This window comes from Pseudomonas sp. A125 (genome assembly GCF_055409485.1).
In genome coordinates this window covers 116003-141592 of the sequence record NZ_JBUZVP010000004.1, presented here as the reverse complement: position 1 = coordinate 141592, position 25590 = coordinate 116003, and the positions used below count along the sequence as shown (strand labels likewise).

The window sequence follows — 25590 nt, the reverse complement described above, 5'->3', positions numbered from 1 at the left end:
GCACAGTTGTGGGGCTTTTCTGTCATCCCCTGGCAACAAATCGGGGCGAAACCTTTGTGCCAGGCGGTGAGTGGGTTAGGATCGCACCCCGAAATGGTGCAGCCCTTTTGCGCGCCGACCTCACAAGAAATGAGTTCAGGGGACTTGATGATGAAAAAGTATCTTTCGATGCTGTTGCTGGGCGTCACCGCACTGGTGGCGGTCAATGCAGCCCATGCCGGCGCCATCGATGATGCGGTCAAGCGCGGTACGCTGAAAGTCGGCATGGACCCGACCTACATGCCGTTCCAGATGACCAACAAGCGCGGTGAAATCATCGGTTTTGAAGTCGACATCCTCAAGGCCATGGCCAAGTCCATGGGCGTCAAGTTCGAGCCAATCTCCACCGGCTATGACGGCATCATTCCGGCCCTGCTGACCAACAAGTTCGACATGATCGGCAGCGGCATGACCCTGACCCAGGAACGCAACCTGCGCCTGAACTTCAGCGAACCGTTCATTGTGGTTGGCCAGACGCTGCTGATCCGCAAGGAACTGGAGGGCACCATCAAGTCCTACAAAGACCTGAACGACGAGAAGTACCGCCTGACCTCCAAGCTTGGCACCACTGGCGAGATGGTCGCCAGGAAGCTGATCTCCAAGGCCAAGTACCACGGCTATGACAACGAGCAGGAAGCTGTGCTGGACGTGGTCAACGGCAAAGCTGACGCCTTCGTCTATGACGCGCCGTACAACGTGGTGGCGGTGAACAAGGTGGGCGCCGGCAAGCTGGTGTTCCTCGACCAGCCGTTCACCTTTGAGCCCTTGGCGTTCGGCCTGAAGAAGGGCGACTACGACAGCATCAACTTCATCAACAACTTCCTGCACCAGATCCGCAACGACGGCACCTACGATCGTATCCATGACAAGTGGTTCAAGAGTTCCGAGTGGCTCAAGGACATGGAATAACGCGATACCGCGTCGACTTCATCGCAGGCAAGCCAGCTCCCACATTGATCGATGTCAGTCCTGACAATGCGTTCAAATGTGGGAGCAGGGCTTGCCCGCGATGAGGGCCTGCCAGGCGATACACATCCCGGAACCTGAAATGAAACAGAAAAAAGCCCAATGGCCCTGGCACCTGCTGACGATGCTGGTACTGGTCGGCCTGGCCGGTGCGCTCTACTACGCCACCTCCCTGATGTCTTACGAATGGCGCTGGAACCGCGTGCCGCAGTACTTCGTCTACCAGGCCGAAGAGTCCCAGCGTGCGTCGGAAATTTCCACCGTCAGCGAGCTAGTGCGCAAGGGCGATGTGGCTGAAGTCACCCTGCGCAATGACGAGGGCAACGAACAGCACCTGAGCGTGGCCGAGAACAGCCTGCAAGTGGCCAAGGGCGATGATGTGGCCGAGGGCGATGTGGTCGGCGTCACCCGGCATTGGGCCGCGGGGCCGTTGCTGTGGGGCTTGTGGACCACATTGTGGCTGTCAGTGGTGTCTGGTGTGCTCGGGCTGCTGATCGGCCTGGCGACCGGGTTGTGTCGCTTGTCGAATAACCCGACTTTGCGCGATCTGTCGACGATCTACGTCGAACTGGTGCGCGGCACGCCGCTATTGGTACAGATATTCATTTTCTATTTCTTCATCGGCACGGTGCTCAACCTGTCGCGGGAGTTTGCCGGGATTGCCGCGCTGTCGCTGTTTACCGGTGCCTACGTGGCGGAAATCATCCGCGCCGGTGTGCAATCGATTACCCGTGGTCAAAACGAGGCGGCGCGGTCCCTGGGCCTGAGTGCTGGCCAGTCGATGCGCCATGTGGTGTTGCCGCAGGCCTTCAAGCGCGTGCTGCCGCCGTTGGCCGGGCAATTTATCAGCCTGGTGAAGGATACGTCGCTGGTGTCGGTGATCGCGATTACCGAACTGCTCAAAAGCGGCCGCGAGGTCATCACCACCTCATTCTCGCCGTTTGAAATCCTGTTCTGCGTCGCAGGCCTGTACCTGCTGATCAACCTGCCGCTGTCGAAAATCGCCAGCCGGCTTGAGCGGAGGCTCGCGCAAAGTGATTGAAGTCCGCGATCTGGTAAAAGTCTTCGACACCCGTGGCCACGTAGTGCGCGCGGTAGACAACGTGACCACCCAGGTGGCCAAGGGTGAAGTACTGGTGGTAATCGGCCCGTCCGGTTCCGGCAAGTCGACGTTCCTGCGCTGCCTTAACGGCCTGGAAGAGTTCGATTCGGGCTCGGTGAGCATCGACGGCCTGCAACTGGCAGACCCGAAAACCGACGTGAACGCCTACCGCCGTGAAGTCGGCATGGTGTTCCAGCACTTCAACCTGTTCCCCCACATGACCGTGCTCGAAAACCTGTGCCTGGCGCAAAAAGTCGTGCGCAAGCGCGGCAAGAAAGAGCGCGAGGCCAAGGCCCTGGCACTCCTGGAAAAAGTCGGCATCGCCCAAAAAGCCAACGAGTTCCCGTCGCGGCTTTCCGGCGGCCAGCAGCAGCGGGTGGCAATTGCCCGCGCGCTGGCGATGGAGCCCAAGGTGATGCTGTTTGACGAGCCTACCTCGGCGCTGGACCCGGAAATGGTCGGCGAAGTGCTGGACGTGATGAAAACCCTGGCCCTGGAAGGCATGACCATGGTCTGCGTCACCCATGAAATGGGTTTTGCCCGGGAGGTGGCCGACCGTGTGCTGTTCTTCGATCACGGCAAACTGCTGGAGGACGCCGCTCCGGCGCAATTCTTCGATGCGCCGAAGGACCCCCGGGCCCAAGCCTTCCTGCGTCAGGTGTTGTAACGGCTAGACCTTGAACTTGCCCACCCACACCTGCAAGTCCGAACCCAGGCGCGCCAGTTCGATACTGGCCGCCGCCGTCTCCTGACTCGCGGCTGCGGTTTGTTCTGACACATCCTTGACCTTCAGCACACTGCGGTTGATCTCCTCGGCCACCGCTGTTTGTTCCTCTGCGGCAGCGGCAATCTGCGGGTTCATCTCCTGGATTACTGACACAGTGCGGGTGATGCCAGCCAGCGCATCGCCTGCGCGGCGGGTCAGTTGCACGCTGTTGTCGGTGAGGCTGCGACTGTTGTCCATGATATCGGCGACGTGTTGCGTGCCCCGGTGCAGGCCGCTGATCAACTCCTCGATTTCCTCGGCCGATTGCTGGGTGCGTTGCGCCAGGCTGCGCACTTCATCGGCGACTACGGCAAAACCTCTGCCTGCCTCGCCGGCGCGGGCCGCTTCGATCGCGGCGTTGAGGGCCAGCAAATTAGTCTGTTCCGACACCGACTTGATCACCTCCAGCACGCTGCCGATCTTCCGGCTCTCCTGTTGCAACCCTTGCATGGCCTGGCTTGAACGGGCCATCTCCTGGGCCAGGTGCTCAATGTGGGCAATGGCCTCAGCCACCACCCGATCACCCTGGCCCGCCTGCCGATCGGCCTCGGTGGCGGCCAATGAGGCTTGCTCGGCATGGCGCGCGACTTCCTGGGAAGTGGCAAGCATCTCGTTCATGGCGGTGGCCACTTGTTCGGTTTCCTGCTTCTGGCCGTCAACCCCGGCGCGGGTCTGCTCGGTGACGGCCGACAATTGCTCGGCGGCGCTGGCGATCTGTCGGGCGCTGTCGCCGATGCCACCGATCAAGCCCCGCAGGTTGAGGGTCATTTGCCCGATGCTGCGTTGCAGCTGCCCCAGTTCATCCTGGCGCGAGGTCTGGATGTGGTGGCTCAGGTCACCTTCGGCAATCCGGTTGGCCACGTGCAGGGCCTGGCGCAGCGGCGCGACGATCTGGCCGGCAATCAGCCAGGCGGCGGCGATACCGAGCAATAGCGCGGCGCCAGTGACGTTGAGCAGCACGGTGCGGGCGAGGCTGGCTTCCTTGTCACGCTTGGCGGTTTGGTCCTGGCCCAGCAGGTCGCTTTCCTTGAGCAACTGATCCAGCCACTGCTCAAGCTGGTTCTGGATGGTTTCGGTGGAGAGCTGGGCATCCTTGAGGCGTGTCAGTTGAGTCCTATAGTCGAGCAGGACGTTTTTCAGGGCGCTGGCATCAACCGGCAGTGTGTCTACAACGGCTTGAGCGCCACCGAGTGCCACCAGCGCGTCATTCACGGCGTTGGCATAAGCGTCCAGTGAGGCGGCGGCCCAGACGGGGCTGAGGGCCCGGTCTTCGGCTTGCTCCATGGCCTGGCGCAATTGCTCCACGGCGTCGAGAGCTTTCTCATCGTCTTGGTTGGGCAGGTTGCTGGACAGTTCAGAAAGGCTGTCACTGCTCTGGACAGAACTGCGCTTGAGCTGTTCGCGGGCGTTCTCGCGTTGTTTGATCAGGCCATCCAGGCCGCTCAAGGCGGTTTTGAAACTGGTGACAAAGCGGCGGCTTTCCTGCAATTGTTGTTGGTTGACCGGGTCGGTAAACCTCGGGGAAAGATCCACCAGATGTTGGTCGATCCTGTCCATGTGCAAGCCTATCTTTGCCAGGCTGGCCGGGTCGTTCAGGGTGCGATAGACAATACGATCAGCGCGCAACTCTTCGCCGACGACGGCCAATTGCGAGAGGATCGTGAGTTTTTGTGATCGATCAAGAGAGGCGTTCAAGGCTTGCCAGCCTGTGGCCGCGATCATGAGGCTTAGACTGAGCACGAGGCCGAAGCCCAGGGCAAGTTTGAAGCTGATGCTGATGTTTCCCAGCAGGCGGGTCAGTGGACGAAACATGGTGAACCTCCAACGAATCAAAAGGCGCGTCTCAAGCGTCCGGCTGACAACGGTCAGGGGAGTTGAAACGCTACTTTTATTCGGCGCCAGGTGTGTAATCCACGACCTGAAAAACGCGTAGGAAATTTCACAAGTTGTCAGGATGGCGGCCCTGATGGCCGCCGCAAGCGGGTCAAACCTTGAAGCGACCTACCAGGCTTTGCAGGTAAACCCCCAGGCGCGCCAGCTCGGCACTGGAAGCGGCGGTCTCTTCGCTGGCCGCCGACGTCTGTTCGGAAACGTCCCGCACGTTGAGCACACTGCGGTTGATCTCTTCGGCCACGGCGCTTTGTTGCTCGGCGGCGGTGGCTATCTGCTGGTTCATCGCCTGAATGGCCGACACTGTGCGCGTGATGTTGCCCAGTGCATTACCTGCCCGGCGAGTCAGCTCGACGCTGCTGTCGGTGAGGCCGCGGCTGTTGTCCATGATGGTTGCCACTTGCTGTGTGCCGTTTTGCAGGCCGACGATCAACTCTTCGATTTCCTCCGTGGACTTCTGGGTACGCTGGGCCAGGCTGCGCACTTCATCGGCCACTACCGCAAAACCACGCCCGGCTTCGCCGGCACGCGCCGCTTCAATCGCCGCGTTGAGGGCGAGCAGGTTGGTTTGCTGGGCCACGGCCTTGATCACGTCGAGCACGCTGCCAATCTTGTCGCTCTCGCGCTTGAGATGGCCCATGGCCGCGGTAGAGTTGCCTACCTCGCCGGCCAGGCGCTCTATCTGGGCGATGGCCTCACCGACCACCCGGTCGCCTTCACGGGCCTGCTGGTCAGCGGCTACAGCCGCTTCGCAAGCTTCCTCGGCGTTACGCGCAACTTCCTGCACGGTGGCGGCCATTTCGTTCATGGCGGTGGCCACTTGGTCGGTCTCGACCTTTTGGCTGTTGACCCCGGCGCTGGTCTGTTCGGTGACCGCCGACAGTTGCTCGGCGGCGCTGGCAATTTGGGTGACACCGTCGCTGATGCCGCCGATCAGTTCCCGCAGGCCCACGGTCATGCTCTGCATGGACCGTTGCAACTGGCCCAGCTCATCGCGGCGTTCGGAGATCAAATTGTGGCTGAGGTCGCCCGCCGCTACACGCTCGGCCACCTTGAGAGTCTGGCTCAACGGGATGACGATCTGCCGGGTAATGGCCCAGGCGGCAAGTATGCCGAAGGCCAGCGCCAGGGCAGTGGCCAGCAGCAACAGGTTCTTGGCGTGGGCGGCATCGGTATCACGCACCACGGTTTGCGAAGTGGTGAGCTTGTTACTGCGGTCGAGCAGGATATCGCCTTGCTCACCCATGATTTTCATCGCGGCGGCACTGGCCACCTGGGAGTTGCGGTACTGGCTCACGGCAGCGCGGTAGGCCTGCAGCGAGACGCTGGCCTCTTGCAGGTTCGCCCGGTATTGCTCGGGCAACTGGTCGCCAAGGGTGGTTATTTTTTTCAGGGCGTTGTCGATGGCATCCAGCGCCGGCTGTTCGGCCTCGACCTTGGCGCTGTAGGTGTAGCCGCGCACCTGGAAGCGCGCCTGCTGGATCAGTTTGCTCAGGTCGACCACGCTGTTGAACAGGATGACGCTGTCGCCTTGCAGCAGGGATTTTTCCACTTCGTTGATTTTTGCGACGGCGTTGTCGGCGGTATCGCCCAGTTTGCTGCGGGCGCCTTCACGCTTGAGGCCGGCCTGCACCATGGCGCCGAAGGCCTTTTTATATTGGCCCAAGGCATCCTGTTGCTGCTCTACCACGAGTTTGTCGTCGGGTTGCTCGATCAGGTCTGCGGCGGTTTTCAGGCCACTGTCCAGCTGGGTGATCAGGTCGTTTACCGCGCTGGTGCCTTGTTCGCCACGGCGCATTTCGAAGTCCAGGCGCGCCAGGCGCAGGTCCTTGGTCAGCGCGTTGAGGCTGGAGATGTAGCCCAGCTTGTCGCCACGGCTGATCACGCCGCTCAGGCCCGTCCAGCCGGTGAAGGTGATCAATAGCGTCAGGAGCAGCACCAGGCCGAAGCCTATGCCCAGCTTACGGTTGACGCTGACATTCCCCAGTTTCTCGGCTAACCAACGATACATGCTGCGAACTCCCCTGGAACAAGGCTTGGACTTATTCAGAGCGTATCGGCTGGCTGGGATCTTTCTGTAGGACGAATGTATTTGTGGCGAGGGAGCTTGCTGTGGGGTTTAGAAGAGTCTTGAGAGCAACGCGGTGACGGCAGTTTCGACTCTCAGGATGCGAGCGCCCAGTTGCACCGGCTGCAACCCGGCCTTGGCCAACAAATCCACTTCGTAGGGAATCCAGCCACCTTCCGGCCCGATGGCCAGGGTGACCGGCTCATCCAGCCCGCGTGGGCAGGGCGGATAGTCGCCCGGGTGGCCAACCAGGCCGAGGGTGCCTTGCGCCAGGGCGGGCAGGCGGTCTTCGACGAACGGCTTGAAGCGTTTTTCGATCACGATCTCGGGCAGCACCGTGTCCCGGGACTGTTCCAGGCCGAGGATCAGTTGCTCGCGAATCGCTTCCGGCTCAAGGAACGGCGTCTGCCAGAAGCTCTTCTCCACGCGATAGCTGTTCACCAGTACCACCCGTGGCACGCCCATGGACGCCACGGTTTGCAGCACCCGGCGCAGCATTTTCGGGCGGGGCAGGGCCAACAGCAAGGTCAGGGGCAGCTTGGCCGGCGGCGGCTGGTCGAAGGTGACTTGCAGCTCGGCTTCACGGTCTTCCAGGCGCTGCAACTGCGCATTACCCATCAACCCGCCAATGCGTCCGACACGCAGGCTGTCGCCAACGGCGGCGCGGTGGACTTCCTGCATATGCACCAGGCGCCGATCACGCAGCACCACCCGGTCGGCCGCGATAAAGTCGGCCTCCTCAAGCAGCAGCAGGTTCACGGCTGGGTCGCTGGCGGCTGGTCGTCGTCGGCGGGTTGGTCATCCGGGTGGTCGCCACGCTTGCTCACCAGGCTGCCAAACAGGATGCCGATCTCGAACAGCATCCACATCGGCACGGCCAGCAGGGTCTGGGAGAAGATGTCCGGCGGGGTCAGGATCATGCCGACCACGAAGCAGCCGATGACCACGTACGGGCGGATCTTCTTCAGGTACTTGACGTCGACCACGCCGATCCACACCAGCAGCACCACGGCCACCGGGATTTCAAACGCCACGCCAAAGGCAAAGAACAGCGTCATCACGAAATCGAGGTAGCTGGTGATGTCGGTCATCATTTCCACACCGGCCGGCGTCGCGGCGGCGAAGAATTTGAAGATCAACGGGAACACCAGGAAGTATGCGAAGGCCATGCCGGTGTAGAACAGCAGGATGCTCGACACCAGCAGCGGCACGGCGATGCGTTTCTCATGCTTGTACAGGCCCGGCGCAATAAAGCCCCAGATCTGATGCAGGATCACCGGGATCGCCAGGAACAGCGAGACCATCATCGTCAGCTTCAACGGCGTGAGGAATGGCGAGGACACGTCGGTGGCGATCATCGTCGCGCCAGCCGGCAAGTAATTGCGCAGCGGCGTGGAGACGAACGTGTAGATCTGCTGGGTGAAGGCAAACAGCCCGGCAAAGATGATGAAGATCGCCGCGACACAACGCAGCAGGCGGGTGCGCAACTCGGTGAGGTGCGAGACCAGTGGCATGTGCTGGTCGGTTTCCGGTTTATCAGCGCTCATGGGGCTCGCGGCGGCAATGTAGGGTCGTGGGGAGCGGGCGACACGGCAGGCGTCGGCGCGGGTTCGGTCGGGGTCACTGGCGCGGCGGGCGCAGGCTCGGCGGCATGCACGGGCTCAACGACCGGCGCCGGTGCGGCGGGCGGCGCAATCGAGTGCTCGGCCACCGGTTCAACCGGCTTGGGCGTTTCCTGCACCGGAGAGAGAATCTTTCGTGCCTCCTGCTCCAACGACAGAATGTGTTCGTTGTGCAGTTGCCGGCGAATCTCGTCGGCGCCTATTTCCCGTTCAACTTCCTGTTTGATGGCGTTGAAACTGCGTTTCAGGCGCCCGATCCACAGGCCGGCCGTGCGCGCGGCACCGGGCAGGCGTTCCGGCCCCAGTACCAGCAGGGCCACGAGGCCGACGAGGAGCAGTTCAGAGAAGCTGATACCAAACATTATTCAGTACTCACGAGTCTTTTTGGTTCTGCTCTTTGACGTGCTCGGCCTGTACGTCGAAGGTGCGACGTTCAGTGATCGGCTGAGTAGCCTGCGGGTGTACAGGCTGCGCCGGTGGCACCGGGTTGACGACCGGGTCGGCAGGCTTTTCGTCGTCGTTCATGGCCTTGCGAAAGCCCTTGATCGACTCACCAACGTCGGTGCCGAGGTTTTTCAGTTTCTTGGTGCCGAACACCAGCACAACGACCACAAGAATGACGATCCAGTGTTTCCAGTCAAAAATGCCCATGCTGCAATTCCTCTGTAAAAGTTGGTCAGGCGGACGGGCGCGAGGCCTTTTCGGCATGCCCGGACAAGCCGAAGCGACGGTCCAGTTCATCAAGCACTGCCTGTGGATGCTGCCCCAGTTGGGCGAGCATGACCAGACTGTGGAACCACAAGTCGGCAGTTTCGTAGATCACGTCGCTGCAGTCGCCGCTGATTTGCGCGTCCTTGGCAGCAATAATCGTCTCGACGGACTCTTCGCCGAGTTTTTCCAGAATCTTGTTCAGGCCCTTGTGGTACAGGCTGGCGACGTAGGAGCTGTCGGCTGCCGCGCCCTTGCGGTCTTCCAGCACCTGGGCCACACGGTTCAGGGTATCGCTCATGTTCAGTGTCCTGCCGAATAGATAGCGTGCGGGTCTTTGAGTACGGGCTCGACGGTCTTCCACTCGCCGTTCTCGAACACGCGGTAGAAGCAGCTGTGACGGCCGGTGTGACAGGCGATGTCGCCAATCTGCTCGACCTTGAGGATCACCACATCGGCGTCGCAGTCGATACGCATCTCGTGCAGGGTTTGCACGTGCCCGGACTCTTCGCCCTTGCGCCACAGTTTGCCACGCGAACGTGACCAGTAGATGGCGCGGTTCTCGGCGGCCGTGAGGCTCAGGGCCTCGCGGTTCATCCAGGCCATCATCAATACACGCCCGGTCTTGTAGTCCTGGGCAATGGCCGGCACCAGGCCGTCACTGTCCCACTTGATCTCGTCCAGCCAGTCTTTCATTTTCGGCTCCGGCAATTTGCGACAGTGTATAACCGGATTGGCTATCGACGCACGATCAGATACACGCCCACGGCGACCATAATGCCAGCCGGCCAATGGCCCAGTTCATTCAGCGGACCACCGGCGGCGAGTATCGTACCGCCCACCAGGTGCGCGGCGCCCAGCAGGCGCAGGAACCAGTCGTCCTTGCGCTTGTGCCATGGCGGCGGCGGGTCCTTGGCGTGGGGCTGGGACATGCGCTCCAGCAGGTCGCGGGTCATGTTGGCCAGGTGCGGCAGTTGCTCGACCTGGCTTTGCAGGTTGCCCAACAGGGTTTTCGGGCTGATACGGTCACGCATCCAGCGTTCAAGGAACGGCTGGGCGGTGTTCCACAGGTCGAGGTCCGGGTACAACTGGCGGCCCAGGCCTTCGATATTCAGCAGAGTCTTTTGCAGCAGAACCAGCTGTGGCTGCACTTCCATGTTGAAGCGCCGCGCCGTCTGGAACAGACGCATCAGCACCTGGCCGAAGGAAATATCTTTTAACGGTTTTTCGAAGATCGGCTCGCACACGGTGCGGATCGCCGCTTCGAATTCGTTGAGTTTGGTTTCAGCCGGTACCCAGCCCGAATCGATGTGCAACTGCGCCACGCGGCGGTAGTCCCGCTTGAAGAAGGCGAACAGGTTGCGCGCCAGGTAATCCTGGTCTTCCGGGGTCAGGCTGCCGACGATGCCGCAGTCGATCGCGATGTACTGCGGGCTCCACGGGTTCACGGTGCTGACAAAGATGTTGCCGGGGTGCATGTCGGCGTGGAAGAAGCTGTCGCGGAACACTTGGGTGAAGAAGATCTCCACACCGCGCTCGGCGAGCATCTTCATGTCGGTGCGCTGGTCAGCCAGGGTCGCGAGGTCGGTGACCTGCACGCCGTAGATGCGCTCCATCACCAGCACTTTCGGGCGGCACCAGTCCCAATAGACTTGCGGCACGTACAGCAGTTGCGAGCCTTCGAAGTTGCGCTTGAGCTGGCTGGCGTTGGCCGCTTCGCGCAGCAGGTCGAGTTCGTCGTAGATGGTTTTTTCGTAGTCCAGCACCACGTCCACCGGGTGCAGCAGGCGCGCATCGGCCGAGAAACGCTCGGCGGCGCGGGCGAGGATGAACAGCCACGCCAGGTCCTGGCCGATGATCGGCTTGAGGCCCGGGCGGATCACCTTCACCACCACTTCTTCGCCGCTTTTGAGCTGCGCGGCGTGCACTTGGGCCACCGAGGCCGAAGCCAGCGGCGCGATGTCGAAGCGGCTGAACACTTCGCTGATCTTCTTGCCCAGCTGTTCTTCAATCAGCGTAACTGCCAGTTGCGAGTCGAACGGCGGCACGCGGTCCTGCAACAGCATCAGTTCGTCGGCGATGTCTTCGGGCAACAGGTCGCGGCGGGTGGAGAGGATCTGCCCGAACTTGATGAAGATCGGCCCCAGGTCCTGCAACGCCAGGCGCAGGCGTGCGCCACGGCTCAGGTCGAGGGTTTTGCGCGGGAACCAGCGCCACGGCAGCACATAGCGCACCGCCAGCAGAAACCACGGCAGCGGCAGGGCGAACAGCAGGTCATCGAGGCGGTAGCGGATTACGACGCGCTGGATACGAAACAAACGGCGGACGGCGAGCAGCTTCATGCGTTATCGCTTGAATCAAGGGAGCGGCTAAGGCGTTCGAAGCGCGCCTCAAGTCGTTCCAGGTCGAGTTTGGCCTGGTCGAGCTCGCGAAAACGCGCTTGCGCTTCCCGTTGTCCGACCAGGGTGCGCGATTCTTCGCTCAGGTATTCGGCGAGGTTCTGGTTCAGGCTGGCAAAACCCTGCTGGTACCAGCGCGTGCGGCTGCGCAGGTGACCGCTGATCAGTTGCGTGGCCACCGGGCCGAGCCAGCGGGACAGCTCGTATTCCCAGTCCAGTTCCAGGTCCTGCAGCACGGCGGCCAGGTCCATCAGCACCGCGCTGTCGCCTTCAAGTTCCACGTCCGGGCCGTGGAGGATCGCCGTCTTGTTCCCGCTCAGAGCCAGGCGCAGCAGGCTTGAACCGGAAGCACGCAGGGTGCAGTCGGCGTCGGCGGCCCAGTGGGTCGCCAGCAACAGGCCTTCATCGCTGGGCAGGATAAACAGCTGCAAGGCGGGGCTCGTGCAATCGACGGCGATGATCTTGCCGTTCAGGTGCGCCAGCCGCGCCAGGGCGGTGCTGTCCAGGCGCAGCACACGGTTGAGGCCGTGTTCAACGCTGGCGAGAAGGCCTGCGAACAGCATCAGGGCTTGATGCCGCGGTGCAGGGCGACGATGCCCGAGGTCATGTTGTGGTAGGTCACCCGGTCGAAACCGGCCTCTACCATCATCGACTTCAGGGTTTCCTGGTTCGGGTGCATGCGGATCGATTCGGCCAGGTAGCGGTAGCTTTCGGCGTCATTGGTGATCAGCTTGCCCATCAACGGCATGAAGGCGAACGAGTAGGTGTCGTAGACCTTGGACATCAGCGCGTTGGTCGGCTTGGAGAACTCCAGCACCAGCAGGCGACCGCCGGGCTTGAGTACGCGCAGCATGGAGCGCAGCGCGTCTTCCTTGTGGGTCACGTTACGCAGGCCGAAGGCGATGGTCACGCAGTCGAAATGGTTGTCCGGGAACGGCAGCTTTTCAGCGTCGGCCTGGACGAACTCGATATTGCCCGCCACGCCTTTGTCCAACAGGCGGTCCCGCCCGACCTTGAGCATCGAGCCGTTGATGTCGGCCAATACCACTTGGCCGGTGGGGCCCACCAGCTTGGAGAACTTGGCGGCCAGGTCGCCCGTGCCGCCGGCGATATCCAGTACGCGGTTGCCGGTGCGTACGCCCGACAACTCGATGGTGAAGCGCTTCCACAGGCGGTGCATGCCGCCGGACAGCACGTCGTTCATCAAGTCGTACTTGGCGGCTACCGAATGGAACACCTCGGCGACTTTTTCCGCTTTCTGGCTTTCCGGGACGTTCTTGAAGCCGAAGTGAGTGGTGGGTTCGGCATCGCTGCCTTTGCGCTGATCAGTCATATCGCTGTCACCAAAAGAGAATGGGGGCATTCTAATCCCCAAGGCATGCTTTGTCTTGGCAAGGCTGAAGGTAAGATAGGTGGCCACCGAGACCTTTTGCCGCATGGCAGGTCCGCAAGTCTCTATAACGAGGAGTCATTCAAATGGCCCGTATACAGGTTGAACGTGCTCATACACTGGGCAAAGACGCTGCCCGCGAAAAAGCCGACAAGTTGGCGAGCAAACTCAAGGATCAATATGGCCTGGAGTCTTCGTGGGCCGGCGACACACTGAATCTCAAACGCTCGGGCGTTAAAGGCACGGTGAAAGTGGCTGAAGATTCCCTGCGGATTGAAGTCGAACTCGGCCTGTTGATGTCGGCCATGAGTGGCACCATCAAGTCCGAAATCGAGAAGGCGCTGGATAAAGCCCTGGCCTGATTACGACCTTCTTAGGGTGCCGATTCTAATTTTTCTGCCTACTTTGTGCCCACGCCCTCAACTTCTGTGGGCAGTTCCTCCCCCCTTTATGCGTGAGGTGCACCATGGCCAAAGTTATTTTGAAGAAAAAAATTGCTACCGGAACTAACGCCCTGACCGACGTTAAATCCTATGCCCGCAAGATCTGGCTGGCCGGTTTGGGGGCTTATGCCAAGGTCGGCAGCGAGGGCGCCGAGTACTTCAAGGAACTCGTAAAGACTGGTCAACATGTTGAAAGCAAAGGCAAAAAAGTTGTGAGTGAACAACTTGATGCCGCCAACAGTCAGATTGATCAAGTCAAGAGCGAAGTCTTCGGCGTCAAAGGCCGAGTCGAAGTACAACTGGATAAAGTTGAAAGCGCTTTTGATAGTCGTGTTGGAAGTGCCTTGAATCGGATCGGCATTCCGTCTAAACATGACGTGGAGACACTCTCTGCTAAGCTCGATGAGCTGACGGCATTGCTCGAACGTGTCGCGCGTAAACACTAAGGAGACAACGGGATGGCTGGTAAAAAGACTACTGATAAAGAAGGCAGCTCGTGGATTGGGGAAGTTGAAAAATACTCCCGCAAGATCTGGCTGGCCGGTTTAGGCGTGTACTCGAAGGTGAGCAGTGACGGCGGCAAATACTTCGAGACTTTGGTTAAAGACGGCGAGAAGGCCGAGAAGTTGACCAAGAGCACAGTGGGTAAACAAGTCGATGCGGCAAAGGCTTCCGCCGGTTCTGCCAAATCGCGTATCAGCGACAAGTGGGGCGAACTGGAAGGGGCTTTTGACAAGCGCCTGAACAGTGCCATTTCGCGACTGGGCGTGCCTAGCCGTACTGAAGTGAAAGCGCTGCACAGCAAGGTTGATACATTGACCCGGCAAATCGAAAAACTCACCGGCGCGAAAGTTGCGCCAGTTGCGGCTAAAACTGCAGCGGTTAAACCGGCTGCCAAGCCTGTCGCGAAAACGGCTGCGGCCAAGCCCGCGGTAAAAACAGCCGCCAAACCTCTGGTCAAGGCCGCCGCCAAACCGGCTGCCAAGCCAGCCGCCAAGGCGCCTGCCAAAGCTGCGGCTAAACCGGCTGCCAAGCCTGCGGCTAAAACCGCAGCGGCTAAACCGGCCGCCAAGCCTGCCGCTAAACCAGTGGCCGCTAAAGCAGCTGCAAAACCTGCGGCGAAACCTGCAGCCAAGCCGGTAGCAAAAGCAGCAGCCAAGCCTGCGGCTAAAACCGCCGCCGCCAAACCTGCAGCCAAGCCGGTTGCTGCCAAACCCGCCGCCAAGCCTGCTGCTGCAAAACCTGCAGCGGCCAAGCCAGCTGCAAAACCGGCCGCGGCGAAGAAGCCTGCCGTAGCCAAAAAGCCAGCAGCGCCGAAGCCAGCGGTAGCGGCCAAGCCTGCAACTACAGCGCCGGCGACCAACTCGGTCACGCCACCGACGCCTGCTGTTACCCCGACTGCAACGCCGGCAACCCCGACGCCTACCAGTCAGTCCTGATTTTTACGGGACACATAAAAACGCCCGGCCTGCGAAGGTTTGTGGGAGCCGGGCTTGCCCGCGATAGCATCACCTCGGTGTAACTGACATACCGAGGCGATGCTATCGCGGGCAAGCCCGGCTCCCACATTTGGCCGGGGTCGTTTCAGATATTCGAGTCGTCCAGGTACCTGAGCGCCAACCGCTCTGTCGCCAACCTTGCCGGCATCAGCAGATGCGGCGCCACCAACATCATGATCTGGTACACCACCACGCGTACCTCACCTTCACGGTCGAGAATCCGTTGGTAGTCCAGGGAAAACAGCAGGGTCATGGTGATCTGTTCCACCAATTGGCCCAGCGCCTGGGTGTCACTGACCAACTGCCCATTCGTCTTGAGCCGTGCCAGTAAAGAGGCCAGTGTGCGCTTGAGCGCCGTCAGCAGGTTGCGAATGCCCTTGGCCAGTTTCGGCAAGCGCCCCGCCAGGTTCGACAGGTCTTGGAACAGAAACCGGTAGTGCGCCATGCGCTCCACGATCAGGTGCAAAAACAGCCAGTAATCCTCGGCCGCCAGTTGGGCGTCCTCGGGCGGGTCGAGCAACGGCGCCAACTCGGCCTGGAATCGTTCGAACAGCCCAAGCACCAGCGGCTCCTTGCCATGGAAGTGGTAATAGAGATTGCCTGGGCTGATCCCCATTTCATTGGCCACCTCCATGGTCGACACGTTCGGCTCGCCCTTGTGGTTGAACAACTGCAAGGCACATTCAAGGATACGGTCGCGGGTCTTCATCCAGTCTTCTTAAAATCGTCGTTGGGTTTAGCGGACTCGCACATACGTGCCCGGCGCCGCTTCCATCGGTGGGTAATTCTGGTTGCCCAGGGCGGTCAGGGTTTCGCGCTGCACGCCGGAGCGCTGTTGGATCCACGCCAGCCAATTGGGCCACCAGCTGCCTTCGACGTGACTGGCGTCGTAGTACCAGGCGCGCGGGTCGCTGCTCAACTTGAGGTTCTCGACATAGTTGGCCTTGGGGTTGCCCGGCGGGTTGAGGATGCTCTGGATATGCCCGCTGTTGGACAGCACGAAGCGCTTGTCGCCGCCCAGCAGTTGGGTGGAGCGGTACACCGCGTCCCACGGCGTGATGTGGTCGTTGATCCCGGCCACACTGAAGCTGTCCACCGTGACCTTCTGCAAGTCAACGGGCGTGCCGCAGACTTCCAGGCCGCCGGGATGGCTCAGTGGGTTGTGCTTGAAGAAGTCCAGCAAGTCGCCATGCAGCGCGGCGGGCAGGCGGGTGTTGTCGTTGTTCCAGTACAGGATGTCGAACGCCGGCGGTTCCTTGCCCAGCAGGTAGTTGTTGATCCAGTAATTCCAGATCAGGTCATTGGGGCGCATCCAGGCGAACACCTTGGCCATGTCGCGGCCATCGAGCACGCCTTGTTGATAGGAACGGCGCTTGGCGGCTTCCAGGGTTTGCTCGTCGGCGAACAGCATGGCGGGGCCGTCAATCTGGCTGTCCAGCAGGCTCACCAGGTAGCTGGCGCTGGAGATGCGGCGCAACTGGCGCTTGGCCTGCAGGTGGCCTTGCAACGCGGCGATGGTCAGGCCACCGGCGCAGGCGCCCATCAGGTTGACCTCGCGCGCACCGGTGATTGCGCGGCACACGTTCAGTGCTTCTTCCAGGGCGGCGACGTAGGTGGACAGGCCCCATTCGCGATGGCGTACATCCGGGTTGCGCCAGCTGACCATGAATACTTGCAGGCCGTTTTTCAGGGCGAACTGGACGAAACTGTTGTTCGGGCTCAGGTCGAATATGTAGTACTTGTTGATTTGCGGCGGCACGATCAGCAGCGGCTTGGCGTACTGTTTTTCGCTCATGGGCTTGTACTGGATCAGCTCCAGCAGCTCATTGCGAAACACCACCGAGCCGGGCGTGGTGGCGACGGTCTTGCCGACTTCGAAGGCCTGCTTGGTCACCTGGCGTGGCAAGCCGTTGTTGTGCAGCAGGTCGTCAAGCAGGTTGCTGGCGCCGCGCACCACGCTGTTGCCGCCGGAGTTGAGCAGCTCTTTGATCGCCAGCGGGTTGAGCAGCGTGTTGGACGGTGACACCGCATCGTTGAGCAGGGAAAAGGCAAAATGTGCCCGAGCCCGGTCGTCGGCGCCGAGGTTGCTGTCGTCGATCCAGTGACGGGTTTGTTTTTGCCAGCTCAAGTAGGCCTGCAGGCTACGTCGATAAAACGGGTTGAGTTGCCAGGTCGGGTCGGCGAAGCGGTTGTCGGCCGGGTTTGGCTCGTGCACCGTTTCCCCGAGCAATACCCGGCGTAATTGCCCGCCTAACTTCAACGCGTGCCGGGCGGTGTGCATCGGGTTGCGCAAGCCGTGTGCGGCAACGCTGCGCAGGGTCGAGAGCAGATCCCGACCGCGCAGGCCGGTGATCGCGCTTTGTGCATTGATGAACGCGGCAGGTGTGGGCACCGGGTTCGATACGGGTCTTTCTCGCATGCGCCAACACTCCTTCGTCAAGCCATCAACAAGCACGCCAATTCAGAACCATAGTCGGTCCTGGCCAAGTGACCCTATGCGCGACCAAAATTTCTTCCCTGTAACCCCCGTGATTCGTAATTCCGTAGTAGCTGTCGAGCGCCAGCGAGGCTGCGTTGAGCGCGCCGCCGATGATGAGCCTGGCGCAGGACCGAGTCGCGGCTGACGCAGCCTCGCTGGCGCTCGACAGCTGCTACGGAGGGCTTGCTCATAGGGCGGGTTGCGGATGGATCACCGCGCGCAGGCGTTCCTCCTGGAGAAACTTCATGATGATCGGCGCCACGGCCTCGGCCCGGGTAATCAGGAACAAATGGCCGTCGTCGATGATGTGCAGTTGGGCGTTGGGAATGCGCCAGGCGAGCATGCGCATGTTGATCAGCGGGATCAGCGGGTCGTCATCGCCGGCCAGCACCAAGGTCGGCTGCTTGATCTTGTGCAGCCAGTGGATGCTGGTCCAGCCGAGCCCGGCGAACAGTTGCCAGTAGTAACCCAGCTTGCCCGCCGAACGGACTTTGCTGGCGTGTTCGGCAGCCAGTTTTGAATCCCGACGGAAGGAGCCGCCGTAGATCATCGGGGCAATGCGCACCACGTGGGACGGCTGGATATAGCGCCGGGGGCTGGCCATCAGCCACAAGACTTTCGGTTTGCCCGGCACCATGAAAGCCCCGGCGGCGGTGGCGGCAAGAATCAGCTTCTTGCAGCGCTCCGGGTAGTCATACGCAAACTGCTGCGCCAGCGCGCCGCCCCAGGAAACGCCCACCGCGTTGACCTGGCCATAATCCAGGTAATCGAGCATGCGCGCAGTGAGCTTGGCCAGGCCGGGAAAGCGATAAGGTCGGCTGGGCGTCGACGAACCGCCGACGCCTGGCACATCAAAGGCAATCACTTCCAGGTCCGGGTCCAGGGCCTGGACGAACGGAAACACCAACTCAAGGTTGGCGCCGATGCCGTTGAAAATCAGCAACGGCGTCAAGTGAGGCTTGCCCGGGCGCACCGCCGTGCGGATGGCTTGGCCATCCAGGTCGATGGTACGGAAGATGAACGGTTGCGGCATGGGCTTACCCTGCAAAATGGCGCTATTTCCCTGCGGGAACACGGTCAATGTGGGAGTCTGGTTTGCCTGCGATGCAGACGCTGCGGTGTATCAGGCACACCGAGTTGATGCCATCGCAGGCAAGCCAGCTCCCACATTTGATCCTATTCCAGCCTACCTTTCGTGAACGTATGTGCCCGGCGCCGCTTCAGCCGCTGCGTACGCTTTATTACCCAGTGCTGTCGGCGCTTTTTTCAGCTTGCCCGAGCGTTCGGCCTGCCACGCCTGCCAGTGCAGCCACCACGAATCGGTGTGCTTGGTGGCATTCTCCTGCCAGTCCAGGGCCTTGCCCGGCAGGGTATCGCTGGTCTGGTAGCGCGATTTGGGGTTGCCCGGCGGGTTCAGGATGCTCTGGATATGCCCGCTGCTGGACAGCACAAACTCGACCTTGCCCCCAAACAACTGCGCCGACTTGTAGCAGGACTGCCACGGGGTGATGTGGTCGTTGGTGCCGGCCAAAGAATAGATATCGGCGGTGACCTGCTTGAGGTCGATCGGTGTACCGCACACTTCCAGGGCATTGGCGCGTATCAGCGGGTTGTTCTTGAACAGTTCGATCAGGTCGCCGTGGAACGCAGCCGGCAAGCGCGTGGTGTCGTTGTTCCAGAACAGAATGTCGAACACCGGCGGCTCGTTGCCCAGCAGGTAATTGTTGACCCAGTAGTTCCAGATCAGATCATTGGGGCGCATCCAGGCAAACACCTTGGCCATGTCGCGGCCTTCGAGCACGCCGGCCTGGTAGGAATGGCGCTTGGCCGCTTCCAGGGTTTGTTCGTCGACGAACAGCGCCACTTGGGTGTCCAGGGTGGTGTCCAGCACGCTTACCAGCAGGGTCAGGGCGTTGACCTTCTTCTCGCCCAGTGCGGCGTAGTGGCCCAGCAGGGCGGTGCAGGTGATGCCGCCGGAGCAGGCGCCGAGCATGTTGATGTCTTTGCTGCCGGTAATCGCGCTCACCACATCGACCGCTTCTTTGAGCGCCTCGATATAGGTCGACAGGCCCCACTCGCGCTGGGCCTTGGTCGGGTTGCGCCAGCTGACGATAAACGTCTGCTGGTTATTGCGCAGGCAGAAGCGCGCCAGGCTCTTGTCCGGGCTCAGGTCGAATACATAGAACTTGTTGATCTGCGGCGGCACGACCAGCAGTGGGCGTTCGTGCACCTGCTCGGTGATCGGCCGGTACTGGATCAGCTCCAGCACATCGTTGCGAAACACCACGGCGCCTTCGGTGGTGCCCAGGCTCTTGCCCACTTCAAAGGCACCCATGTTGACCTGGCTCGGCATGCCGCCGTTGTGCACCATGTCCTTGGCCAAGTGCGACAGGCCATCCAGCAGGCTCTTGCCGCCGGTCTCGAAGAAGCGTTTGACCGCCGCCGGGTTGGCCGCGCTGTTGGTGGGCGCCATGGCTTCGGTCATCAGGTTGATGACGAAGTGGCCGCGGCTGATGTCGTGTTCCGACAGGTTGCTGTCACCGATCCAGTCGTGCAGCTCCTTGCGCCACGCCAGGTAGGTTTGCAGGTAACGTTTGTAGAGCGGGTTCTGGGTCCACGCCGGGTCGTTGAAGCGACGGTCGTCGGCCTCGGGTGTCAGCTGTGATTTGCCGAACACCACGTTCTTCAACTCCACGCCGAAATGCGCGACGTGCTTGACGCTGTGCAACGGCTGTTTGATGGCCTGGGTCAGCACCATCCGAGCGGATGCCAGCAAATCCTTTTTCCGTAACGCGATGATCGGGTTCAGCCCCAGGGTGTTTTCCGAGGCCTGGCGTTTCAAGTCATCGTTGTTCTTGTTACTCATCTACGACGCTCCATTGTCCGACAGACGAGTACCGGGTACCGCTGTGTACCACTACTTGCCACACAGCACAGCCTGGTACTACTGCTCGGGTGACCGTTAATACCGCATCGTCAAATGCAGGGAACTTGCCAGTTCCATTGGTTACCCGAGTTTAATTTTTTTCGCAAGCGGGCCAATCGTTGGCCACGACAGAGGGGCATTCAAGCAGATGGAATTAGAAAATGCCCACTAATGAGCAAAAGGCCTGGGCTAGAGCATCAGCCGCACGACCGATTGGCTCGGGTCGCGGGTTTTTCCGGCTGCTTTGAGCTCGGCAAGATAATCGGCCCACAGTGCGTCCTGACGCACGGCAAGTTGGTAGAGGTAGTCCCAGGTGAACAGCCCGCTGTCATGGCCATCGTCGAAGGTCAATTTCAGTGCGTATTGGCCGGCGGGTTCGATCTTGCTCAAGCCGACATTGAGCTTGCCAAATTGCAGGATCGGTTTGCCGTGGCCCTGGACCTCGGCGGAAGGGGAGTGCACCCGCAGGAATTCGGCGGGCAGTTGATACACCTCGTCGGGACCGTAGGTAAGGCCCAGTGTCCTGGAGGCTTTGTGCAGGTTGATGGCAGTAGGCAGTTTGGTCATGACGGGATCCGAGCAGGTCATGTAGGAGCCCGGCTTGCCGGCAATGGCGACCTTGAAATCGCCATCGCCGGCAAGCCGGGCTCCTACAGGGGGTTCACATGGCCTACAGGATATAACGAGACAGGTCCTCGTTCTGCGCCAATTCGCCCAGGTGGCTGTTGACGTACTCGGCGTCGATCTTGATCGCCTCGCCATTCTGCGCGCCCGCCATGTCGCCGGCACTGAAGGACACTTCCTCCAGCAGGCGCTCAAGCAGGGTGTGCAGGCGACGGGCACCGATGTTCTCGGTCTTCTCGTTGACCTGCCAGGCGATCTCGGCCAGGCGCTTGATTCCGTCCGGCAAGAACTCGATGGCCAGGCCTTCGGTTTTCAGCAGTTCGCGGTATTGCTCGGTCAGCGACGCATGCGGCTCGCTGAGGATGCGTTCGAAGTCGCCCGGCGTCAGCGCTTTGAGTTCAACCCGAATCGGCAGGCGGCCTTGCAGTTCCGGCACCAGGTCGCTTGGCTTGCTCAGGTGGAACGCACCGGAGGCGATAAACAGGATGTGGTCGGTCTTGACCATGCCCAGCTTGGTGTTGACGGTGCAGCCTTCGATCAGCGGCAGCAGGTCGCGCTGCACGCCTTCGCGGGACACGTCGACGCCGCCGGAGTTGCCGCGCTTGGCCACCTTGTCGATCTCGTCGATAAACACGATGCCGTGCTGCTCGACCGCTTCCAGGGCCTTGGCCTTGAGCTCTTCCTCATTGACCAGGCGCCCGGCCTCTTCGTCACGCACCAGTTTCAGCGCGTCCTTGACCTTGAGCTTGCGGGATTTTTTCTTGCCCTTGCCCATGTTGGCGAACAGGTTCTGCAACTGGCTGGTCATTTCTTCCATGCCAGGCGGCGCGGAGATGTCGACGCCGGACACTTCGGCGACTTCGATCTCGATTTCCTTGTCGTCCAGCTGGCCTTCACGCAGGCGTTTGCGGAACAGCTGGCGGGTGTTGGAATCGGAGCTTGGCGCGGCGTCTTCGTTGAACCCCATGCGTGCCGGCGGCAGCAGGGCGTCGAGGATGCGTTCTTCGGCGGCGTCTTCGGCGCGATGGCTGACCTTGGTCATTTCCTGCTCGCGCAGCAGTTTCAGGGCAGCGTCAGCCAAGTCACGAATGATCGACTCGACGTCACGGCCCACGTAGCCGACTTCGGTGAACTTGGTGGCTTCGACCTTGATGAACGGAGCGTTGGCCAGCTTGGCCAGGCGCCGCGCGATCTCGGTTTTACCGACACCGGTCGGGCCGATCATCAGGATGTTTTTGGGGGTTACTTCAACGCGCAATTCTTCGGGCAGTTGCATCCGGCGCCAGCGGTTACGCAGGGCGATGGCAACGGCGCGCTTGGCATCGTCCTGGCCGATGATATGGCGATTGAGTTCGTGGACGATTTCGCGGGGAGTCATGGACATAATTAGTGGCGGCCCTCAAGCGGGAATAAGCCGGCGGCTTATTCGGCGAGGTCCTGCTCCTCAATGGTGAAGTTGTGGTTGGTGAAGACACAGATGTCGCCAGCGATACCCAGGGCAGTCTCGACGATTTCCCGGGCCGACAGGTCAGTTTTCTTCAGCAGCGCGCTGGCCGCGGCCTGGGCATAGCCACCGCCGGAACCCATGGCGATCAGGCCTTCTTCGGGTTCAACCACGTCGCCGTTGCCGGTGATGATCAAGGAAGCGTCTTTGTTGGCGACAGCCAGCATGGCTTCCAGGCGGCTGAGGGAGCGGTCGGTGCGCCATTCTTTGGCGAGCTCGACGGCGGCACGAACCAGGTGGCCCTGGTGCTTTTCAAGTTGGCCTTCGAAACGTTCGAACAGGGTGAAGGCGTCAGCGGTGGCGCCAGCGAAACCGGCGAGGACCTGGCCGTGGTACAGGCGACGGACTTTTTTCGCGTTGCCTTTCATCACGGTATTGCCAAGTGAAACCTGGCCGTCGCCGCCCATGACGACTTTGCCGTGGCGGCGAACTGAAACGATGGTGGTCAAGGGGAGAGTCTCCACGCTGCGGGGCGAAAATGCCCTGATGGAACTCATATGGGGGTGGTGAAGGGGATTTCAACTGTAGGACGTGTGGTGAGCGGGCTTGCCCCGCGCTGGGCTGGGCAGCGGCTTCAACCAGAACATGGTGTTTTTTCAGACGGGTGGTGGGTCAGTTTTGGGGCTGCTGCGCAGCCCAGCGCGGGGCAAGCCCGCTCACCACAGCAAGCCCGCTCACTACAGCAGGCCCGGCCCCACATTGGTTTTGCGTTGGTCGTGGAATCAGCGGCTTTGACGTTGTTGTAACAACAGGTTGCTAAACCCGGCGCCGGCCAGTTGCTTCTGAGCCACGGTCAGCTGTTCACGGTTGCTGAACGGCCCCACCAATACGCGATACCAAGTCGCATCTTTTACCGTGCCGGATTCAACCGTTACCGCTTGCCCCAGCAGAATAATCTGCGCACGCACACGGTCTGCATCCGCCTGTTTGGGGAACGAACCCGCCTGCAGGAAGAACTTGGTCACCGGCGCTGCCTTGGTGGTGGCGACCGGCGGCGGTGGCGGCGGGGTAATCCCGGCCAACGCAGCCTGGGCTCGCGCTGTGTCGATTTTCGCCGCTTCTGCAGGCGTTACCGGCGTGGTCGGCACAGGCTGCGGCGTTGGCAGGGTTTTTTCTGGCACGGCGTCCGGCGGCACGATCACTTCCGATTCCGGCAACAGCGTGTAGAAGTCGTATTTCGGCTTTACCGGCGCGGTCGGGCTAGGTGGCGTCTTGTTCGCTTCGGCCATTTTCGTGGCCCTCTGCTGCTCTTGTTTGACGCGTTTAACGTCATCGCCCTTACCCGGGTCGAGCTTCATCAGGAACACGACAAACGCGCCGACCGTCAGGCCGATGGCCATCCACAACCAGCCCGGGATAGGTTTCTTCGCCGGTGCCTGGTAGCGGCTGGCGCCGCGCTTGGGTGCAGGTTTTTTCTTGGCAGCCAACTTACATACGCTCCAGAGTTTCCAGGCCCAACAGCTCCAGGCCTTGCTTGAGGGTCCGTCCTGCCAGTGCGGCGAGGCGCAGGCGGCTCTGCTTTTGGGCTTCGTCGTCTGCGGTCAGGATCGGGCAGTTCTCGTAGAAGCTGGAGAACAAACCGGCGACTTCGTACAAATAGGTGCAGAGGATGTGCGGGGTGCCTTTTTCGCCGACGCTGTTCAGCACTTCGCCGAATTGCGCCAGCTTGGCGGCCAGTTCCTGCTCGTGTGGCGCCTCAAGGTTGATCTGGCCCTGGACTTCACTGAAGTCTTTGCCCAGCTTGCGGAACACGCCGGCCACGCGGGTGTAGGCATACAGCAGGTATGGCGCGGTGTTGCCTTCGAAGTTGAGCATCAGTTCGAAGTTGAAGCTGTAGTCGCTGGTGCGGTGCTTGGACAGGTCGGCGTATTTCACCGCGCCAATCCCTACCACGCGGGCGATGTTGCGCAGGTCGGCTTCGGCCAGTTCCGGATTCTTTTCCTTCACCAGGTTGTAGGCGCGTTCCTGGGCTTCGTTCAGCAGGTCGATCAGCTTCACGGTGCCACCGTCACGGGTCTTGAACGGGCGGCCGTCGGCGCCGTTCATGGTGCCGAAGCCCATGTGTTCCATCTGCATCGGGTGGGTCACGAAACCGGCGCGGCGTGCCACTTCGAACACTTGCTGGAAGTGCAGCGCCTGGCGTTGGTCAACAAAGTACAGGGCGCGGTCGGCTTTCAGCACGCCACTGCGGTAGCGCACGGCGGCCAGGTCGGTGGTGGCGTAAAGGTAGCCGCCATCGGCCTTGACGATGATCACCGGCAGCGGTTCGCCATCGGCGGTCTTGAATTCTTCGAGGAACACGCACTGCGCGCCGTTGCTCTCAACCAGCAGGCCCTTGGCCTTGAGGTCGTTGACCACATTGATCAGGTCGTCGTTGTAGGCGCTTTCGCCCATCACGTCGGCCATGGTCAATTTGACGTTGAGCAGCTCGTAGATTTCCTGGCAGTGAGACAAGGAGATCTCGCGGAAGCGGCTCCACAGCTCCAGGCATTCGGCATCGCCGGCTTGCAGCTTGACCACCAGGCCACGGGCGCGGTCGGCGAATTCTTCGGATTCGTCGAAACGCTTCTTGGCGGCGCGGTAGAAGTTCTCCAGGTCCGACAGCTCGTTGCTGGTGATCGGGTTTTCCTGCAGATAGGCCATCAGCATGCCGAACTGGGTACCCCAGTCGCCCACGTGGTTCTGGCGGATCACGTCATCGCCGAGGAACTCCAGGACCCGCGCCACGCCGTCACCGATGATGGTGGAGCGCAGGTGGCCCACGTGCATTTCCTTGGCCAGGTTCGGTGCCGACAGGTCGATGGCCACGCGTTGGGCCGGGCCAGCCTTGCGCACGCCGATTTTGGCGTCGGCCAGGGCTGCGTCCAGGCGAGACGCCAGGGCCTGGGTATTCTGGAAAAAGTTGATAAAGCCCGGGCCGGCGATTTCAGCCTTGGTGACCTGCGGGTCGTCCGGCAATGCGGCGATGATTTTTTCTGCCAGGTCGCGCGGCTTCAGGCCGGCAGGCTTGGCCAGCATCATCGCAATGTTGCTGGCGAAGTCACCGTGGGTCTTGTCGCGGGTATTTTCCACCTGGATCGCCGGCGTCAGGCCTTCAGGCAACACACCTTCGTTGACGAGTTGGGTGATGGCTTGTTGGATCAGCTGGCGAATGGTGTCTTTCAT

26 protein-coding genes and 1 pseudogene are annotated in these 25590 nt (G+C 61.1%); 6 read left to right on the top strand and 21 right to left on the bottom strand.

Going from position 1 to position 25590, the window contains the following annotated elements; translation table 11 throughout:
• Positions 1-150 precede the first annotated feature (150 nt).
• From ACZRN6_RS07410 to ACZRN6_RS07400, 3 genes are all read left to right on the top strand, one after another.
• A complete protein-coding gene (locus ACZRN6_RS07410; RefSeq protein ID WP_167662980.1) occupies positions 151-948 on the top strand; it encodes a transporter substrate-binding domain-containing protein in 798 nt (265 codons plus the stop codon).
• A gap of 139 nt (positions 949-1087) precedes the next feature.
• Positions 1088-2047 carry an amino acid ABC transporter permease gene (locus tag ACZRN6_RS07405; RefSeq protein WP_464007585.1) on the top strand — a complete coding sequence of 320 codons (960 nt, stop codon included), beginning with the start codon at positions 1088-1090 and terminating at the stop codon, positions 2045-2047.
• Positions 2040-2774 carry an amino acid ABC transporter ATP-binding protein gene (locus tag ACZRN6_RS07400; RefSeq protein ID WP_088423043.1) on the top strand — a complete coding sequence of 245 codons (735 nt, stop codon included), beginning with the start codon at positions 2040-2042 and terminating at the stop codon, positions 2772-2774. Before ACZRN6_RS07405 ends, ACZRN6_RS07400 begins: the two co-directional genes overlap by 8 nt.
• A gap of 3 nt (positions 2775-2777) precedes the next feature.
• Here the strand turns inward: ACZRN6_RS07400 and ACZRN6_RS07395 are convergent, their stop codons facing one another.
• The 12 genes and pseudogenes from ACZRN6_RS07395 to ubiE form a co-directional block, all read right to left on the bottom strand.
• Positions 2778-4685 (bottom strand): methyl-accepting chemotaxis protein, encoded by a 1908-nt coding sequence (locus ACZRN6_RS07395; protein WP_464007584.1) that lies wholly within the window; start codon positions 4683-4685, stop codon positions 2778-2780.
• A gap of 172 nt (positions 4686-4857) precedes the next feature.
• On the bottom strand, positions 4858-5571 hold the full coding sequence (locus ACZRN6_RS07390; protein WP_464007674.1) for a methyl-accepting chemotaxis protein: 714 nt from the start codon (positions 5569-5571) through the stop codon (positions 4858-4860).
• Between the two features lie 144 nt (positions 5572-5715).
• Positions 5716-6774: pseudogene (locus ACZRN6_RS07385) on the bottom strand (methyl-accepting chemotaxis protein); the annotation flags it as partial.
• 108 nt (positions 6775-6882) lie between these two features.
• Positions 6883-7590 (bottom strand): 16S rRNA (uracil(1498)-N(3))-methyltransferase, encoded by a 708-nt coding sequence (locus tag ACZRN6_RS07380; protein ID WP_464007583.1) that lies wholly within the window; start codon positions 7588-7590, stop codon positions 6883-6885.
• Positions 7587-8378 carry a twin-arginine translocase subunit TatC gene (gene tatC / locus ACZRN6_RS07375; RefSeq protein WP_322142876.1) on the bottom strand — a complete coding sequence of 264 codons (792 nt, stop codon included), beginning with the start codon at positions 8376-8378 and terminating at the stop codon, positions 7587-7589. The genes ACZRN6_RS07380 and tatC overlap by 4 nt, the downstream gene beginning before the upstream one ends.
• A complete protein-coding gene (tatB, locus tag ACZRN6_RS07370; RefSeq protein WP_464007582.1) occupies positions 8375-8815 on the bottom strand; it encodes a Sec-independent protein translocase protein TatB in 441 nt (146 codons plus the stop codon). Before tatB ends, tatC begins: the two co-directional genes overlap by 4 nt.
• A gap of 10 nt (positions 8816-8825) precedes the next feature.
• A complete protein-coding gene (locus ACZRN6_RS07365; RefSeq protein ID WP_017478213.1) occupies positions 8826-9104 on the bottom strand; it encodes a twin-arginine translocase TatA/TatE family subunit in 279 nt (92 codons plus the stop codon).
• A gap of 25 nt (positions 9105-9129) precedes the next feature.
• On the bottom strand, positions 9130-9462 hold the full coding sequence (locus ACZRN6_RS07360) for a phosphoribosyl-ATP diphosphatase (RefSeq protein ID WP_322142878.1): 333 nt from the start codon (positions 9460-9462) through the stop codon (positions 9130-9132).
• A 2-nt stretch (positions 9463-9464) separates the two neighbouring features.
• Positions 9465-9857, bottom strand: a complete 393-nt coding sequence (gene hisI / locus ACZRN6_RS07355) for a phosphoribosyl-AMP cyclohydrolase (RefSeq protein WP_010169173.1) — start codon at positions 9855-9857, stop codon at positions 9465-9467.
• Positions 9858-9898: 41 nt separating this feature from the next.
• Positions 9899-11503, bottom strand: a complete 1605-nt coding sequence (gene ubiB / locus ACZRN6_RS07350) for a ubiquinone biosynthesis regulatory protein kinase UbiB (RefSeq protein WP_322142879.1) — start codon at positions 11501-11503, stop codon at positions 9899-9901.
• Positions 11500-12123, bottom strand: a complete 624-nt coding sequence (locus ACZRN6_RS07345) for a ubiquinone biosynthesis accessory factor UbiJ (RefSeq protein WP_322142880.1) — start codon at positions 12121-12123, stop codon at positions 11500-11502. Before ACZRN6_RS07345 ends, ubiB begins: the two co-directional genes overlap by 4 nt.
• Positions 12123-12893: a bifunctional demethylmenaquinone methyltransferase/2-methoxy-6-polyprenyl-1,4-benzoquinol methylase UbiE gene (gene ubiE / locus ACZRN6_RS07340; protein WP_003209306.1), complete on the bottom strand. Its 771-nt coding sequence runs from the start codon at positions 12891-12893 to the stop codon at positions 12123-12125. The genes ACZRN6_RS07345 and ubiE overlap by 1 nt, the downstream gene beginning before the upstream one ends.
• Before the next feature lie 143 nt (positions 12894-13036).
• On the opposite strand from ubiE, the gene ACZRN6_RS07335 reads away from it, so the two are divergent.
• The 3 genes from ACZRN6_RS07335 (at position 13037) to ACZRN6_RS07325 (ending at position 14832) form a co-directional block, all read left to right on the top strand.
• Positions 13037-13312, top strand: coding sequence for a polyhydroxyalkanoic acid system family protein (locus ACZRN6_RS07335; RefSeq protein WP_017478217.1), 276 nt, complete (start codon positions 13037-13039; stop codon positions 13310-13312).
• A gap of 104 nt (positions 13313-13416) precedes the next feature.
• Positions 13417-13839 carry a phasin family protein gene (locus ACZRN6_RS07330; RefSeq protein ID WP_322142881.1) on the top strand — a complete coding sequence of 141 codons (423 nt, stop codon included), beginning with the start codon at positions 13417-13419 and terminating at the stop codon, positions 13837-13839.
• Between the two features lie 12 nt (positions 13840-13851).
• On the top strand, positions 13852-14832 hold the full coding sequence (locus tag ACZRN6_RS07325; protein ID WP_322142882.1) for a phasin family protein: 981 nt from the start codon (positions 13852-13854) through the stop codon (positions 14830-14832).
• A gap of 145 nt (positions 14833-14977) precedes the next feature.
• Here the strand turns inward: ACZRN6_RS07325 and ACZRN6_RS07320 are convergent, their stop codons facing one another.
• The 9 genes from ACZRN6_RS07320 to argS form a co-directional block, all read right to left on the bottom strand.
• Complete coding sequence (locus tag ACZRN6_RS07320; RefSeq protein ID WP_322142883.1) at positions 14978-15601, bottom strand: TetR/AcrR family transcriptional regulator; 624 nt, start codon at positions 15599-15601, stop codon at positions 14978-14980.
• A 27-nt stretch (positions 15602-15628) separates the two neighbouring features.
• Positions 15629-17311: a class II poly(R)-hydroxyalkanoic acid synthase gene (gene phaC / locus ACZRN6_RS07315; protein WP_464007581.1), complete on the bottom strand. Its 1683-nt coding sequence runs from the start codon at positions 17309-17311 to the stop codon at positions 15629-15631.
• Positions 17312-17558: 247 nt separating this feature from the next.
• Positions 17559-18404 carry a poly(3-hydroxyalkanoate) depolymerase gene (gene phaZ / locus ACZRN6_RS07310; protein WP_003209316.1) on the bottom strand — a complete coding sequence of 282 codons (846 nt, stop codon included), beginning with the start codon at positions 18402-18404 and terminating at the stop codon, positions 17559-17561.
• Between the two features lie 153 nt (positions 18405-18557).
• On the bottom strand, positions 18558-20237 hold the full coding sequence (gene phaC / locus ACZRN6_RS07305) for a class II poly(R)-hydroxyalkanoic acid synthase (RefSeq protein WP_322142885.1): 1680 nt from the start codon (positions 20235-20237) through the stop codon (positions 18558-18560).
• Positions 20238-20486: 249 nt separating this feature from the next.
• A complete protein-coding gene (locus ACZRN6_RS07300; RefSeq protein ID WP_322142886.1) occupies positions 20487-20864 on the bottom strand; it encodes a gamma-butyrobetaine hydroxylase family protein in 378 nt (125 codons plus the stop codon).
• A 103-nt stretch (positions 20865-20967) separates the two neighbouring features.
• Positions 20968-22305, bottom strand: a complete 1338-nt coding sequence (hslU, locus tag ACZRN6_RS07295; protein WP_322142887.1) for an ATP-dependent protease ATPase subunit HslU — start codon at positions 22303-22305, stop codon at positions 20968-20970.
• A 38-nt stretch (positions 22306-22343) separates the two neighbouring features.
• Positions 22344-22874 carry an ATP-dependent protease subunit HslV gene (gene hslV / locus ACZRN6_RS07290; protein ID WP_088423058.1) on the bottom strand — a complete coding sequence of 177 codons (531 nt, stop codon included), beginning with the start codon at positions 22872-22874 and terminating at the stop codon, positions 22344-22346.
• A gap of 273 nt (positions 22875-23147) precedes the next feature.
• Positions 23148-23852, bottom strand: coding sequence for an SPOR domain-containing protein (locus ACZRN6_RS07285; RefSeq protein WP_177088684.1), 705 nt, complete (start codon positions 23850-23852; stop codon positions 23148-23150).
• 1 nt (position 23853) lies between these two features.
• Positions 23854-25590, bottom strand: a complete 1737-nt coding sequence (gene argS, locus ACZRN6_RS07280; RefSeq protein WP_464007580.1) for an arginine--tRNA ligase — start codon at positions 25588-25590, stop codon at positions 23854-23856.

Bases quoted from the DNA above. Each gene is read 5' to 3' on its own strand.
- ACZRN6_RS07330 (WP_322142881.1), top strand. From the start codon at position 13,417: ATGGCCAAAGTTATTTTGAAGAAAAAAATTGCTACCGGAACTAACGCC.
- tatC (WP_322142876.1), bottom strand. From the start codon at position 8,378: ATGAGCGCTGATAAACCGGAAACCGACCAGCACATGCCACTGGTCTCG.
- ACZRN6_RS07390 (WP_464007674.1), bottom strand. From the start codon at position 5,571: ATGAACGAAATGGCCGCCACCGTGCAGGAAGTTGCGCGTAACGCCGAG.
- ubiE (WP_003209306.1), bottom strand. From the start codon at position 12,893: ATGACTGATCAGCGCAAAGGCAGCGATGCCGAACCCACCACTCACTTC.
- ACZRN6_RS07410 (WP_167662980.1), top strand. From the start codon at position 151: ATGAAAAAGTATCTTTCGATGCTGTTGCTGGGCGTCACCGCACTGGTG.
- phaC (WP_464007581.1), bottom strand. From the start codon at position 17,311: ATGCGAGAAAGACCCGTATCGAACCCGGTGCCCACACCTGCCGCGTTC.
- argS (WP_464007580.1), bottom strand. From the start codon at position 25,590: ATGAAAGACACCATTCGCCAGCTGATCCAACAAGCCATCACCCAACTC.
- ACZRN6_RS07365 (WP_017478213.1), bottom strand. From the start codon at position 9,104: ATGGGCATTTTTGACTGGAAACACTGGATCGTCATTCTTGTGGTCGTT.
- ACZRN6_RS07345 (WP_322142880.1), bottom strand. From the start codon at position 12,123: ATGCTGTTCGCAGGCCTTCTCGCCAGCGTTGAACACGGCCTCAACCGT.
- ACZRN6_RS07320 (WP_322142883.1), bottom strand. From the start codon at position 15,601: ATGAAGACCCGCGACCGTATCCTTGAATGTGCCTTGCAGTTGTTCAAC.
- phaZ (WP_003209316.1), bottom strand. From the start codon at position 18,404: ATGCCGCAACCGTTCATCTTCCGTACCATCGACCTGGATGGCCAAGCC.
- ACZRN6_RS07360 (WP_322142878.1), bottom strand. From the start codon at position 9,462: ATGAGCGATACCCTGAACCGTGTGGCCCAGGTGCTGGAAGACCGCAAG.
- ACZRN6_RS07325 (WP_322142882.1), top strand. From the start codon at position 13,852: ATGGCTGGTAAAAAGACTACTGATAAAGAAGGCAGCTCGTGGATTGGG.
- phaC (WP_322142885.1), bottom strand. From the start codon at position 20,237: ATGAGTAACAAGAACAACGATGACTTGAAACGCCAGGCCTCGGAAAAC.
- ACZRN6_RS07335 (WP_017478217.1), top strand. From the start codon at position 13,037: ATGGCCCGTATACAGGTTGAACGTGCTCATACACTGGGCAAAGACGCT.
- ACZRN6_RS07405 (WP_464007585.1), top strand. From the start codon at position 1,088: ATGAAACAGAAAAAAGCCCAATGGCCCTGGCACCTGCTGACGATGCTG.
- ACZRN6_RS07395 (WP_464007584.1), bottom strand. From the start codon at position 4,685: ATGTTTCGTCCACTGACCCGCCTGCTGGGAAACATCAGCATCAGCTTC.
- hisI (WP_010169173.1), bottom strand. From the start codon at position 9,857: ATGAAAGACTGGCTGGACGAGATCAAGTGGGACAGTGACGGCCTGGTG.
- tatB (WP_464007582.1), bottom strand. From the start codon at position 8,815: ATGTTTGGTATCAGCTTCTCTGAACTGCTCCTCGTCGGCCTCGTGGCC.
- hslU (WP_322142887.1), bottom strand. From the start codon at position 22,305: ATGTCCATGACTCCCCGCGAAATCGTCCACGAACTCAATCGCCATATC.
- ubiB (WP_322142879.1), bottom strand. From the start codon at position 11,503: ATGAAGCTGCTCGCCGTCCGCCGTTTGTTTCGTATCCAGCGCGTCGTA.
- ACZRN6_RS07300 (WP_322142886.1), bottom strand. From the start codon at position 20,864: ATGACCAAACTGCCTACTGCCATCAACCTGCACAAAGCCTCCAGGACA.